Here is a 12278-nt window from a genome sequence, read left to right on the forward strand (position 1 = left end):
AAAGCATGAATATTTCTGCAAGTACAATTGTGATTACTGGAGGTGCCCAGGGGCTTGGGCGAGCTATGGCTGAGCATTTTGCGGCAGCTGGTGCCAAACTAGCGTTAATTGATATGAACGCTGAAACCTTGGCTGAAGCTTGTGAACTTTGCACCGCAAAAGGTGCGATGCAAGCGCAAGGCTATGTGGTTAACGTTACCGACGAAGCAGCTGTTGAACAAGTCTTCGAACAGATTGTCGCAGACTTTGGCGAGCTGAATGTACTGATCAACAATGCAGGTATTTTACGCGATGGTATGTTGGTTAAGTGCAAAGATGGCGAAATCACCCACAAAATGCCACTGCAACAGTTTCAATCAGTGTTAGATGTCAATCTTACTGGTAGCTTCCTCTGTGGACGTGAAGCCGCTGCCCATATGGCAAAGGCCGGCAACGGTGGGGTTATCATTAATATTTCAAGTGTGGCACGCTCTGGCAATATTGGACAGACCAACTACGCTGCAACTAAAGCTGGCGTCGTGGCGATGACAGTTACTTGGGCTCGTGAATTAGGTCGCTTTGGCATTCGCTGTGGTGCTATTGCTCCTGGCTTTATTGAAACGCCAATGACGGCACAAATGAAACCAGAAGCTATTGAACGCGCTCTGAGTATGGTACCTTTGCGCCGCTGGGGTCAGCCAGACGAGATTGCTCACAGTGCGCGGTATATTATAGAGAATGACTTTTTTAGCGGTCGTGTGATAGAAATAGACGGCGGAGTCAGATTATAAACGAGAAAAAATGCGAAAATTACCCCCATTAAATGCTCTAAAAGCTTTTGAAGCTGCAGCTCGGCACTTGAGTTTTACCCGCGCTGCGGATGAATTGTTTGTTACTCAAGCTGCGGTGAGTCATCAGGTGAAAGCGCTTGAAGAGTTTCTGGGGGTGCAGCTTTTTCTTAGGCGTAATCGGGCGTTATTACTAACGCCCGAGGGTCAAACTTATTACTTAGAACTAAAAGAACTCTTTGATCATTTAGTTCAAGCTACAGAGCGGGTCAAGTTCGCCAGTCAACGAGGCTCGCTAACGATTTCGTTGCCGCCAAGTTTTGCCATCCTCTGGTTCGTGCCTAGGTTAAGTCGTTTTCGTGAGGCTTATCCTGATATTGATGTTCGTATTCGGGCCGTGGATGAAGTTGATGGCAGCCTGACTGATGACGTGGACGTGGCGATTTACTATGGTGCTGGGAAATGGCCAGGCCTACGTGCTTATAAACTTCATAATGAATATTTAATTCCGGTTTGTTCGCCGCTATTACTCACCGGCACCAAGCCATTGCGTGAGCCGCGCGATCTGCTTAACCATACTCTCTTGCACGACGAAACTCGTAACGCGTGGAAAGACTGGTTTAAATTAGTAGGTATTGACAAGAACAAAGGCGACAACGGTCCGATCTTTAGTCATTCTAATTTAGCGTTAAAGGCTGCGGTTCATGGGCAAGGCATTGCTTTGGCAAACAATGTTCTGGTGAAGCCAGAGATAGATGCAGGCCATCTTATTCAAATTTTCCCGGAAGCCTTACCCCGACAGAAATCATTTTACTTAGTTTGTCGTGACTCTCAGGCAGAAGTAGGTAAAATCGCCACCTTCCGTAACTGGTTATTGCAAGTTGTCGAAGAAGAAGAGGATAGTTATGAATAAAGCGCAGCGAGTGGCCGTGCAGCGAGATAACCCGCATGGACACACCCGCATCGTTTTTGCTCATGGCGCAGGCGCCGGATTACAAAGTGATTTTATGCAATTTATGGCTCTAGGGCTGGCGTTGCAGGGCTTTGATGTGGTGCGCTTTAATTTTCCTTACTGGCAGCAGTTTATGGAGTCAGGGCGGCGTCGCCCCCCGAATCCTATGGCCGTGTTAGAGCATACAATGACGACAGTCATTGAACAGTTTGATGATGCTAAGCCATTGTTAGTGATGGGGAAATCGATGGGAGCACGAGTGGCCTTTCGAATCGCCGATCAGGTTGCAGCGAAACATGCTGTTGCCCTTGGCTTTCCGTTTCATCCGGTGGGTAAGCCGGACCAGTTACGAGTGACAGATTTAGCTAATCATTGTGCCAGCAATCTCATTGTGCAGGGGACGCGTGATAGCTTTGGCAAGCCAGACGAGGTTGCCGGCTATTCTTTACCCGACAATGTCCAGATGCGCTGGATTGATGGTGGTGACCATAGCTTTGAAGCAACTAAACGCAGTGGTCTGGTGCGTGAGCACATGTGGCAACAAGCCATTGATGCAATTATAGAGAGTATTTGAGGTTTTTCATGACAGGAATTGTGGCTTATTGTCGGCCCGGATTTGAGAACGATTGTGCTGCAGAGCTGCAAGATAAAACAGCGATGCTCGGTATCTATGGCTATTGCCAAACACAACCTCAGCAAGGTTATGTGCTGTATGTTTGCCAACCCGAAGAAGCAGATCATCTAGCTAAAAAATTAAACCTAAAAGAATTGATGTTCACTCGTCAGTTTTTTGTGGTGTTGGTGCAGTTAAACGAACTACCTCTGCAAGATCGAGTCGGCGCTATTCAGGTGGCCTTGCTGGATGATGAACTGAGTGAAAAATTCCCAGGGGTAAAACCTGCGGGCGACATCCGAGTAGAAACGCCAGATACCAATGACGGCAAAGAACTATCTAAGTTTTGTCGTAAATTTACCGTGCCGTTGCGACAAGGATTACGCAAAATCGACTGGTTAACGGTTAAAGAAAGTGACCGCCGACCTACCTTGCACGCTTTCTTTTTAAGCAATCAGCAAGTACTTATAGGATATTCATACTCTTTTAATCAGTCGCCTTGGTTGATGGGAATTCCTCGATTACGCTCACCGAGCGATGCACCGAGTCGTTCAACCCTCAAACTAGACGAAGCTTTTCAAGTTTTTGTGCCAGAGCATGAGCGTGAAGAGCGTATCAGCTCCGGAATGAATGCAGTGGATCTAGGCGCTTCACCTGGCGGCTGGACCTACCAATTGGTGCGGCGCGGAATGATGGTGCAGGCGGTTGATAATGGGCCGATGGCACCGAGCTTATTGGAAACGGGACAAGTAAAACATATTCAAGAAGATGGCTTTAAGTACCGTCCGAAAAAGAAGAATGTAACTTGGCTTGTTTGTGATATGGTCGAGAAACCTGCGCGAGTAGGTGAGTTGATGACCAGTTGGTTGATTGATGGTGACTGTAAAGAGACCATCTTCAATTTGAAGCTCCCGATGAAAAAGCGATATGCCGCTGTTGCTGAATATCTGACACAGATAAAGCAAGCTTTGGTTGAGCAGGGCAGTGGTAAATTTGAACTACAAGCCAAACAACTGTATCACGATCGCGAAGAAGTGACGGTTCATATCCGTTGGCTATAACAGCTTAGTAAACAGGCTTTAGCAAGAAAAAAGGCGAGGATAAGACCTCGCCTTTTTTGATCCTAAGCGAATGCTTACAGACGCTCAATAACTGCTTGAGTAAAGTCCGTAGTACCACCGTTACCGCCTAAATCACGGGTAGTGCGATCACCACTTGCAATCACGTCGGTAACAGCCGCTAGAATGCGCTTCGCTTTATCTTGCATACCTAGGTATTCAAGCATTTGAATAGCCGCAAGAATAACAGAAGTAGGGTTAGCTAGGTTTTGGCCGGCAATATCTGGTGCTGAACCATGCACGGCTTCAAAAATAGCCGAGTTTTCGCCGATGTTGGCACCTGGTGCCATCCCTAAGCCACCCACTAAACCAGCACACAAATCAGACAAGATGTCGCCAAATAAATTGGTTGTTACAATCACGTCAAACTGCTCTGGGTTCATGACCAACTTCATACATACTGCATCAACAATCATCTCATCAGTTTGAATGTTTGGATATTGCGCCGCTACTTCGCGGGCAACTTTTAAAAACAAACCAGAGGTTGATTTCAAAATATTCGCTTTATGCACGATAGTGACTTTTTTGCGACCTTCGCGTTGTGCTAACTCATAGGCAAAGCGAACAATACGTTCGGCACCAGTACGAGTGATTTTACTCATAGCTTGGGCTTCGCTACCATCATCGCTTACGACCTGGCCAAGGCCCGAATACATGCCTTCGGTATTTTCACGAACCGTAATGATGTCGATATTCTCGTAGCGAGCTTTCGTGCCTTTAAATGAGATTACCGGACGAACATTAGCATACAGATTAAATTGCTTACGCAAGCTTACGTTAATGGATGTAAAGCCTTCACCGACGGGGGTCGTCAGTGGGCCTTTCAAGGTAGCCTTATTGCGAGCAATGGCATCAAGCGTTGCCTGTGGTAATAACTCGCCGGTCTTCTCTAAGGCCGCTAAGCCGGCATCAGCAAATTCATAGGTAAAGTCACAACCAGCTTGGTCGAGGATTTTCAGGGTTGCATCAATAATGTCGGGACCGATTCCATCGCCAGGAATCACAGTAATGGTGGTGCTCATTGGGGGTACCTTCTAAAAACTTTCGGTGAAACTTCTAAGACTAATACGCTTGACTAAATTGGCGGGCATTATAGCAGAAGTACTATTACACTGCGGTGGGGTAGATCATTAAAACGATTGATACTCACTATAAGCGTCAGCTCCCCATGCGATTAAAGCATCGTCCTTGAATAATAACGGAGTACATTCGTCACGGGTGGTAATGCCATCTGATTTAACGTGATGAGTTCGGTAAAAGAGTACCAAGACTTCGCCATCAGCAGTGGCCTTTGCTTCGCTAATATCTGGTGAACCTAATAGCCTGATCACATCACCTTTATCTGCACCTAAATCTAAGCGACCAATTTGTTTTAAATTAAAAGTCTCACGTTCTTGCCAACTCATATTTTCAGGGTCAGCTTGATATAGATTTAACAGCAAGGCAGCTGCCGCAACATAAATGGCAAAGCCAATTAAAACCACTTTGAGCATTTTTGACACGAGCAGACTCCCTTGGTGTTAAGATATGAAACAGTTATTACTTAATCAGTAACAACTCGATAGCAAGGATGATACACCGAACCCGGTAGCTTCATCCGGCTTTGCTCGACAAATGCTTGTAATAATACGTCGAGTTTCTTCATCATTTCTTTTTCGCCGTGAATTTCGAAAACCCCATGTTGACGAATAGCCCGAATGCCTTCGTCTTTGACGTTACCAGCTACAATGGCTGAGAATGCACGACGTAAGTCCGCAGCTAAGGCTTGCGGTTCTTGATCCGTATGAAGATTCAAGTTACGCACATTATCGTGATTAGGCACGAACGGACGTTGAAATGCTTCATCAATGTGGAGCGTCCAGTTGAAGCAGTACGAATCGCCAGTTTCGCGACGATACTGTTTCACCGCCTGCGCACCTTGCGTCATCGCTTTAGCTACAGCGGCTGGGTCAGCAACGATAATCTGATAAAGCTTGCGTGCTTCATCGCCCAAAGTTGCCGCAACAAAGTCGTCAATAGCTTCGAAGTAGCCACGGCTACTCTCTGGACCGGTAAGCACCAGCGGGAATACCTGACGCTCGTTTTGCGGATGCATCAGAATACCTAGAATATAGAGAAGTTCTTCAGCAGTGCCGGCTCCACCTGGGAAAATAACGATACCATGAGCACAACGGACAAAGGCTTCTAAACGTTTTTCAATATCAGGTAGAATCACCAATTCGTTGACAATCGGGTTAGGTGGCTCAGCTGCAATAATGCCTGGCTCGGTGAAACCTAAATAACGACCATCAGCAATACGTTGCTTAGCATGGCCGATTGTGGCGCCTTTCATCGGGCCCTTCATGGCACCTGGGCCACAGCCGGTACAAATATTCAAACTACGCAGGCCAAGCTCGTAACCTACTTCTTTGGTATATTTATATTCTACTTCGTTAATGGAGTGGCCACCCCAGCAAACAATCACATTTGGATCTAAGTTGGGCTGCACCACTTGCGCATTACGCAAAATATCAAAGACCACGTGCGTTAGCGTATGGGTGTCGGCAGAGTCTAGAGTTTGGGCGTTGTAGCGTTCACCAGTGAAGAGAATATCTCGTAAGACAGCTTCTACCAACTCCTGCATACCGATAATCAATTTGCCATCAACAAAAGCTTCAGCGGGTGGGTTTACTAACTCAAGTTGTACACCACGCTCACACTTGATCACATTGACATCAAAGTCTTTATATCTTTCAAAAATCTCTTCGCTACTATCAGTCGTACTTCCCGCATTTAATACAGCTAAACAACAATTACGAAAAAGTTTATATAATTGTTCGTCACTGGTTTGTTGTAAGCGGTTGATTTCTAGCTGTGACAGTAAGCTCATACTGCCACGGGGTGATATGGTAAATTTCATTCCTTTTCCTTTTCCTTTTTCGTTCTTATCATTACTGCCGGCTCAGGCGGACTGATGTTGGTGTGGTTTCGAAGTCGGATCGAAACGGATTAATGTCGAGTCCACCACGCCGGGTATAACGTGCATACACGGTTAATTGTTCGGGTTGTAGCTGCCGTTTAATGTCCATGAATATACGCTCAACACACTGTTCATGAAATTCATTGTGGTGCCGAAATGACACCAGATAACGGAGCAGCGCAGCTTGGTCGATTTGACGACCGCGATAGCTGATTAACACCGAACCCCAATCGGGTTGATTGGTAATCAAACAGTTCGATTTTAACAGGTGACTGTGTAAGATTTCTGACACCTGCTGCGTTTGTGCGTTCGGCTGCAATAATTCCGGGGCATAGTTGTAGGTATCGATAGTTATATCTTGGTTATCAATACATTGGCCGGGTAAATCGGCAAATGCCTGTTGCTGTGCTTGTTGCACCGTCATTAGTTTTACCTTGACTGGCGCTTGTGCGCAAGCCGATAAATCATGACTAAGCTGAGTTTCCACCTGTTGCCAACTGGCAAAACGACTATCGTTAAAGCTATTTAGATAGAGCTTGAACGATTTTGACTCAATTAAATTTGGACTATTACAAGCTACCCTGAATTCGGCTAAAGCTACCTGTGGCAGCCCCTGTTGATTTAGCCATGACAGTTCATAGCCATGCCAAATGTCGTCACCATGAAAGGGTAACGGCTGGGCTTCTGGTAAGCCGATTGGAGTACGGTTTAGCTGCCTTGGTACCGCTTGCAATAAGCTGGCATCGTAGGCGGTTGGGTACTGAGTGGGTTGCCCGAGATTTAAATGAGCTAGTGGTTGATTCATCGAATTAAATTACCTGTTACACTACTGTTTTTAACGCAGTCGGCCATTGTAGCCTTGGCGGTTGCTAGATGCTAGCAAAATCATTTACCGATAAAACTGATAGAGGGATCATTTGCCATGTTAATGACTACCGCGCTGGATAACTTGTTAGCGCAATATCAAAGTGCCTATGCACAGGCTGGACAACCGCTAGTGGTTGAAGCTAACCCAGATTGGCAGGCACCTATTTATCAGCAACCGCTACAGCAGGATTGGGTGCATTGGGTACCGGTAAAACAAACGCAGCCACTACTCTTTACTGATCTAGCCAATGCGCTCGAACAGCCGCTGCATGACTCGGTGGAAGCCTTTTACAGCCATTGGTATGCGGCCGATTTAGCCGTCACCTTTGCGGAACACCCGTTACAACTGCTGCAGAATCATGGCCCAGAAGATGCCGAGCGGTTGCAAGCGAATTTAGCCGGACATGTATTGATGAAACGTCGGTTGAAGCAACCCATTACACTTTTCATTGGTTTAGCAGAAGAGTCCGATGATTTATTAATTACGGTAGATAATGATAGCGGTGTGGTCGGGTTGGAGTTTGTTGGGCAACCACAACATCAACAGCTTGCGCCATCTTTGCAAGAATTTATTCAACAATTATCGCCGCGAGTTGTAGACCAATTGATCTGAATCAAGTAATTTGGTGGTTGAAATTTATCCATAAAACGCATGGGGTTTTTCAATGAATCAAACTTATGACTCAGACAATGTTAATCCAGCGCAATTACGTGATGGACAATTAACTTATTTGGTCGCCGAAGATTTAAAACTCGCAGCGTCATTGTTGTATCAAGCCTATTTTAATGACAGCTTGTTAATGTCGTTATTTCAAGCCGATAAGCCGGATTATGAGAAACGCTTGCGCGCAGCCATTCGCGAAGAGCTCAATGCCTTTTGGGAAGCTAAGCAGCCGATGGTAGGCGTCTTTGATGGCGAATCTTTAATTGGCGTGGCCTGTTTAACCCAGCCAGGAAAAAGTTTTGGTCCCGGTCGTTATTGGCATTGGCGGTTAAAGATGTTGTTGACAGCAGGCTATGTCAGTACCAAACAGCTGATAGAAAAAGAAACCATCATTCAACAACATATTGAAGGTGATGATTATCATATGCTGGCATTTATTGCTGTTAGTCCGCGTTATCAACAGCAAGGATGGGGGGATTTACTCGTGCGAGCGGCGCAATCGATGTTAGCGGACGAGCCGCAGTCACGCGGGATTGCCGTATACGTGACCCAGCCTCAGCATCTCGCTCTGTTTTATCAGCATGGCTATCAAGACATTACCGAGCTAACGATAGGCAATGTGGTTGGTACTTTGCTGTTTCAGCCGCGAGCTGTCATTACAGAAACTGAACAAGAGGTTAGTCGTGCAGTTTAAAACGTTTGCTGAATTTTATCCCTATTATTTAGCTGAGCATGCCAATCCCAAATGTCGAGCTATGCATTATATTGGCAGTAGCCTGGTGTTGGCGGTGTTGGCTTATGTTTTAATTACCCAGCAGTGGTGGGGATTAGTACTGGTGCCAGTAATAGGCTACGGCTTTGCTTGGCTTGGGCATTTTGTGTTTGAACACAATAAGCCGGCTACTTTCAAATATCCGGCTTACTCATTATTGGGTGACTGGGTTATGTACGGTCAGTTTTTGCAACGATTAGTAGGACTAAAACGCCAGTCAAGCTAATCGGGTAGACGGTAAGCTGGGGTGTTGACCTCAAGTAGGCGCAAGTTCAACATCACCAGTTCGCCTTCATAGCGGCTTTCGCCATCGCTGCTAAACGCAAACTGATAACTACTGCGCCACCCCCAATGGCGTTCAAACCGTGCTGGTCGTCCGGCCTGCCACGCAATATCTAGCAGTTGAAGTTGATGATTTTTACAATAGGCAGCGGCGTAACGTCGGGCCTGTTCAGCTTGGCGTCTCCCTTGCCAAAAGAGAAAAATAATAAACCCAATAAAAATCAGTAGCATGGCATCACTTAACTGCATAACAAGCTTTCCTTGGCGCGAATATTCATGAACGAGATTGCTTGATAATAAACTGCTGCCAGGCCGCAGCTACAGGAGCTGGCAACTCAGGTTGCTGCAGTAGCATCAATAGCTGCGTTCTGGTGCTAGGTACTCGCAACAAATCGCTGACGATACCAGCGAACAGCTCGCTAGACTGGCTCACCGCCAGACGTTGCATAAACTCAAGTAACAGCTCACCTTGGAGTAGGGGCCATAGACGTGTCGCAAGAATAACCAACTCATCTGCGCTAGCGTGCGGTAGTAATTCAGTCAGGGCTGCCACTAAAGGTAGCTCCTTATCGAGAGCAGCGTCTGCTTTATGCGCAACACCAGCCAATGCCCGTAACGTCTGCAATCGCTGCGAGTTTGAAACATCGGCTAGCTTTGGTATCAACTGTTGATACAAGTAATCTGGTGCTTGGCAATGCTCGAGTGCTTCGGCGAGGGCCTTTTGTAAGGGTTCCGGATAATCTAGCCATTGCGCAGCAATGCTGGTGGTTAGATATTGGTCGCTTTCTAGACGCTGGCAGACATCGTGGATGCCTTGCAAGCCAAGTTGCTGCCAACCCTCGCTGCTAGGGCTTAATAACTCGCTTTGGGCATGTTCATAATAAATTGAAGGAGGGCGCTGCCAGCGCTTACTTAATTGCGCATGTAAGGCTGCCCGTTTTACTTCAGCTGGAGTAAACAAATAGGCCGATTGCTGCAGTTGTTGTTGCTGCTGCTCAGTTAATGCTCCGCTAATTTGCTGCCCCAACAAAGTAATGACTTGAGTCATAAAGTCTTGTTGTGCAGTTAAGCTGAGCAAACCTCGTTCATCGAGTGGCATTCGTAAAAACCACAAGTACGGCTCAACCTTGCTGGTCGCTAATTTAGGCCAAAACACCACAGCAAACCAAGCCTGATGTTGGGTTGGAAATGGGTAGGGCTGATGCTGTGCACAAATCGCTGTGAATTGTTCGGCGCCCATGGGCACCACCCGCCGTCCCATATCGTATACCACGAAATCACTTTGGCTCTGCTCAAGTAGGTCAGATAGGTAATTGATGGTCATTAAACTTGCAACCTAATCGTTTTTGCTGAAAGATGTCGCCATTATAACGATAAATCAGGTCGTGGAGGTAGTCATGGACCAACGTCAACGCGCTGCGCGCTTATTAGAACGAGTTGAAGCTGAGTTAAACTGTTTAGGATTATGGCAAAATCATCATCCACCTGCGCAAGATTTGGCGAGTACCGAGCCTTTTGCTATGGATACGCTAGATTTTCATCAGTGGCTGCAGTTTATTATGTTACCGCGAATGTGGGCTATTTTAGACTCTGAACATCCATTGCCGCAGAACATTGCCGTGAGCCCTATGGCGACGCATGTTTATCGTGATGAGTTAGACCACCATGATAGTTTAATCACGCTGTTGCGCGAGTTTGATGTGCTTTTAAGTGGTACTGACCCGCTTGCGGATGATGTTTGATGAGCCAAGCTGTTTTACCGTTACCGGTGTTATTCGAGGATGACGAGCTCATCGCTATTGATAAACCTAGTGGGTTGTTAGTGCATCGCAGTTGGATTGCGAAAGAGGCAACAGAGTTTGCGTTGCAGCGGGTTCGTGATCAAATTGGCCAGCGAGTTTATCCGGTTCATCGTTTGGACCGGCCAACCTCAGGTATTTTATTATTCGCTAAATCAGCCGCTAGTGCTCGCGTGATGACTGAGATCTTCAGTCAGCGTCAGGTTCAAAAAGGGTATCATGCAGTAGTACGTGGCTATTTAGGAGATGGTATTCTTGATTATCCACTCAAAGAAGAGCTGGATAAAATAGCGGATGCCCAAGCTGATCCGAACAAAGCTGCACAGGCGGCGGTGACGGCGTACCGTTGCTTACGTCAGGTAGAATTACCATTTGCGGTAAGCAAACGTCATTCGACCACTCGCTATTCGTTGATGCATTTGTTACCACAAACGGGCAGAAAGCATCAGTTGCGCCGGCATATGTCCCATTTACGACATCCAATTATTGGAGATTCAAATCACGGTGATGGGCGGCATAACAGATTTTTTCGTGACCACTTTGGTCTGTCACGATTAATGCTTGCAGCCACCTCACTGCAGTTTCGGCACCCAATTACGGAACAGCCAGTTGCTATTGAATTGGCTGTTCCGAAAGAGTTTGAGCTGATTTTTAATCAGCCGCCCGCAATAGCTCGTTAATACTTACCTTAGCGCGGGTTTGTGCATCGACTTTTTTCACGATGATGGCGGCATACAACCCATGAGTGCCGTCTTTACTTGGTAGTGTACCAGGCACGACCACCGCACCAGCAGGAACGCGACCATAATGAATCTCACCGGTTTCACGATCGTAAATACGGGTGCTTTGGCTGATGTAGACACCCATGGAGATAACGGCTCCAGTCTCTACAATAACGCCCTCGACAATCTCTGAGCGAGCCCCAATAAAACAATTATCTTCAATAATTGTTGGATTAGCTTGCAATGGTTCAAGCACACCACCAATTCCTACGCCACCTGACAAATGCACATTTTTACCAATTTGTGCACATGAACCTACGGTTGCCCATGTGTCTACCATGGTTCCGCTATCAACGTAAGCACCGATATTTACGTAAGAAGGCATTAACACTACGTTGCGGCCGATATAAGCGCCTTTACGAACTTGTGCCGGAGGCACTACACGCATGCCTTCAGCACGAAAACGAGCTTCATCGTAACTGGCAAATTTGCTTGGTACTTTATCAAAGAACCGTGTTTCTCCGCCTTCCATGAGACCATTGTCGTTGGTGCGAAATGATAATAATACGGCTTTTTTCAACCATTGATGAACAACCCATTGGTTATCGATTTTTTCTGCAACTCGTAATTCACCCTTATCAATACTGTCAATCACGTGTGCTAGGTCATCGGCTAGGCCGGCGGGCATGTCGGTCGGGCTGATGTTAGCACGTTGCTCAAATGCAGCTTCAATGCGTTGTTGTAAGTCTTGCATGGTTTATTC

The 12278-nt window shown here is 46.5% G+C and carries 16 protein-coding genes; 9 read left to right on the forward strand and 7 right to left on the reverse strand.

The genetic code is table 11. From position 1 onward, the window contains the following. Positions 1-5: 5 nt before the first annotated feature. Genes NOG12_RS01485 through rlmM form a run of 4 tightly spaced genes read left to right on the forward strand, consistent with a single transcriptional unit; the run spans position 6 to position 3393 of the window. Positions 6-770, forward strand: coding sequence for an SDR family oxidoreductase (locus NOG12_RS01485; RefSeq protein ID WP_110075253.1), 765 nt, complete (start codon positions 6-8; stop codon positions 768-770). A gap of 10 nt (positions 771-780) precedes the next feature. Beyond that, a complete protein-coding gene (locus NOG12_RS01490) occupies positions 781-1680 on the forward strand; it encodes a transcriptional regulator GcvA (RefSeq protein ID WP_110075252.1) in 900 nt (299 codons plus the stop codon). Continuing rightward, a complete protein-coding gene (locus tag NOG12_RS01495; protein WP_313932221.1) occupies positions 1673-2293 on the forward strand; it encodes an alpha/beta family hydrolase in 621 nt (206 codons plus the stop codon). Before NOG12_RS01490 ends, NOG12_RS01495 begins: the two co-directional genes overlap by 8 nt. A gap of 8 nt (positions 2294-2301) precedes the next feature. Further along, positions 2302-3393 (forward strand): 23S rRNA (cytidine(2498)-2'-O)-methyltransferase RlmM, encoded by a 1092-nt coding sequence (rlmM, locus tag NOG12_RS01500; protein ID WP_110075250.1) that lies wholly within the window; start codon positions 2302-2304, stop codon positions 3391-3393. A gap of 74 nt (positions 3394-3467) precedes the next feature. On the opposite strand, the gene NOG12_RS01505 is transcribed toward rlmM, so the two are convergent. From NOG12_RS01505 to queF, 4 genes are all read right to left on the reverse strand, one after another. Next, entirely contained in the window at positions 3468-4472 is a 1005-nt protein-coding gene (locus NOG12_RS01505) for an isocitrate dehydrogenase (protein WP_313932222.1), read from the reverse strand. 108 nt (positions 4473-4580) lie between these two features. Continuing rightward, positions 4581-4943 carry a DUF3192 domain-containing protein gene (locus NOG12_RS01510; protein WP_110075248.1) on the reverse strand — a complete coding sequence of 121 codons (363 nt, stop codon included), beginning with the start codon at positions 4941-4943 and terminating at the stop codon, positions 4581-4583. Between the two features lie 50 nt (positions 4944-4993). Continuing rightward, the gene (ppnN, locus tag NOG12_RS01515) at positions 4994-6349 is read right to left on the reverse strand and encodes a nucleotide 5'-monophosphate nucleosidase PpnN (RefSeq protein ID WP_313932223.1); all 1356 of its coding nucleotides are present in this window, start codon (positions 6347-6349) and stop codon (positions 4994-4996) included. A 31-nt stretch (positions 6350-6380) separates the two neighbouring features. After that, positions 6381-7214: an NADPH-dependent 7-cyano-7-deazaguanine reductase QueF gene (gene queF / locus NOG12_RS01520; protein ID WP_110075246.1), complete on the reverse strand. Its 834-nt coding sequence runs from the start codon at positions 7212-7214 to the stop codon at positions 6381-6383. A 117-nt stretch (positions 7215-7331) separates the two neighbouring features. Between queF and syd the strand changes: the two genes are divergently transcribed. Genes syd through NOG12_RS01535 form a run of 3 tightly spaced genes read left to right on the forward strand, consistent with a single transcriptional unit; the run spans position 7332 to position 8938 of the window. Next, complete coding sequence (gene syd / locus NOG12_RS01525; protein WP_110075245.1) at positions 7332-7889, forward strand: SecY-interacting protein; 558 nt, start codon at positions 7332-7334, stop codon at positions 7887-7889. Between the two features lie 52 nt (positions 7890-7941). Further along, positions 7942-8634, forward strand: coding sequence for a GNAT family N-acetyltransferase (locus NOG12_RS01530; RefSeq protein ID WP_313932224.1), 693 nt, complete (start codon positions 7942-7944; stop codon positions 8632-8634). Then, entirely contained in the window at positions 8558-8938 is a 381-nt protein-coding gene (locus tag NOG12_RS01535; protein ID WP_153826114.1) for an Mpo1-like protein, read from the forward strand. Before NOG12_RS01530 ends, NOG12_RS01535 begins: the two co-directional genes overlap by 77 nt. Here the strand turns inward: NOG12_RS01535 and NOG12_RS01540 are convergent. After that, a complete protein-coding gene (locus NOG12_RS01540; protein WP_110075242.1) occupies positions 8935-9243 on the reverse strand; it encodes a DUF3301 domain-containing protein in 309 nt (102 codons plus the stop codon). The two genes, NOG12_RS01535 and NOG12_RS01540, sit on opposite strands and share 4 nt — an antisense overlap. Before the next feature lie 25 nt (positions 9244-9268). Then, a complete protein-coding gene (locus tag NOG12_RS01545) occupies positions 9269-10318 on the reverse strand; it encodes a DUF3549 family protein (protein WP_313932225.1) in 1050 nt (349 codons plus the stop codon). Positions 10319-10391: 73 nt separating this feature from the next. Here NOG12_RS01545 and NOG12_RS01550 point away from each other — a divergent pair, with 73 nt between their 5' ends. Continuing rightward, a complete protein-coding gene (locus tag NOG12_RS01550) occupies positions 10392-10736 on the forward strand; it encodes a YqcC family protein (RefSeq protein ID WP_110075240.1) in 345 nt (114 codons plus the stop codon). Continuing rightward, on the forward strand, positions 10736-11473 hold the full coding sequence (gene truC, locus NOG12_RS01555) for a tRNA pseudouridine(65) synthase TruC (protein WP_313932226.1): 738 nt from the start codon (positions 10736-10738) through the stop codon (positions 11471-11473). Before NOG12_RS01550 ends, truC begins: the two co-directional genes overlap by 1 nt. On the opposite strand, the gene dapD is transcribed toward truC, so the two are convergent. Then, positions 11445-12269 carry a 2,3,4,5-tetrahydropyridine-2,6-dicarboxylate N-succinyltransferase gene (gene dapD, locus NOG12_RS01560; protein WP_313932227.1) on the reverse strand — a complete coding sequence of 275 codons (825 nt, stop codon included), beginning with the start codon at positions 12267-12269 and terminating at the stop codon, positions 11445-11447. The two genes, truC and dapD, sit on opposite strands and share 29 nt — an antisense overlap. Positions 12270-12278 lie beyond the last annotated feature (9 nt).

Source organism: Pseudidiomarina fusca (assembly GCF_032227045.1).
In the GTDB taxonomy this organism is placed as follows: Bacteria; Pseudomonadota; Gammaproteobacteria; order Enterobacterales; family Alteromonadaceae; genus Pseudidiomarina; species Pseudidiomarina fusca.

Bases quoted from the DNA above. Each gene is read 5' to 3' on its own strand.
- NOG12_RS01485 (WP_110075253.1), top strand. From the start codon at position 6: ATGAATATTTCTGCAAGTACAATTGTGATTACTGGAGGTGCCCAGGGG.
- NOG12_RS01490 (WP_110075252.1), top strand. From the start codon at position 781: ATGCGAAAATTACCCCCATTAAATGCTCTAAAAGCTTTTGAAGCTGCA.
- NOG12_RS01495 (WP_313932221.1), top strand. From the start codon at position 1,673: ATGAATAAAGCGCAGCGAGTGGCCGTGCAGCGAGATAACCCGCATGGA.
- rlmM (WP_110075250.1), top strand. From the start codon at position 2,302: ATGACAGGAATTGTGGCTTATTGTCGGCCCGGATTTGAGAACGATTGT.
- NOG12_RS01505 (WP_313932222.1), bottom strand. From the start codon at position 4,472: ATGAGCACCACCATTACTGTGATTCCTGGCGATGGAATCGGTCCCGAC.
- NOG12_RS01510 (WP_110075248.1), bottom strand. From the start codon at position 4,943: ATGCTCAAAGTGGTTTTAATTGGCTTTGCCATTTATGTTGCGGCAGCT.
- ppnN (WP_313932223.1), bottom strand. From the start codon at position 6,349: ATGAAATTTACCATATCACCCCGTGGCAGTATGAGCTTACTGTCACAG.
- queF (WP_110075246.1), bottom strand. From the start codon at position 7,214: ATGAATCAACCACTAGCTCATTTAAATCTCGGGCAACCCACTCAGTAC.
- syd (WP_110075245.1), top strand. From the start codon at position 7,332: ATGTTAATGACTACCGCGCTGGATAACTTGTTAGCGCAATATCAAAGT.
- NOG12_RS01530 (WP_313932224.1), top strand. From the start codon at position 7,942: ATGAATCAAACTTATGACTCAGACAATGTTAATCCAGCGCAATTACGT.
- NOG12_RS01535 (WP_153826114.1), top strand. From the start codon at position 8,558: ATGTGGTTGGTACTTTGCTGTTTCAGCCGCGAGCTGTCATTACAGAAA.
- NOG12_RS01540 (WP_110075242.1), bottom strand. From the start codon at position 9,243: ATGCAGTTAAGTGATGCCATGCTACTGATTTTTATTGGGTTTATTATT.
- NOG12_RS01545 (WP_313932225.1), bottom strand. From the start codon at position 10,318: ATGACCATCAATTACCTATCTGACCTACTTGAGCAGAGCCAAAGTGAT.
- NOG12_RS01550 (WP_110075240.1), top strand. From the start codon at position 10,392: ATGGACCAACGTCAACGCGCTGCGCGCTTATTAGAACGAGTTGAAGCT.
- truC (WP_313932226.1), top strand. From the start codon at position 10,736: ATGAGCCAAGCTGTTTTACCGTTACCGGTGTTATTCGAGGATGACGAG.
- dapD (WP_313932227.1), bottom strand. From the start codon at position 12,269: ATGCAAGACTTACAACAACGCATTGAAGCTGCATTTGAGCAACGTGCT.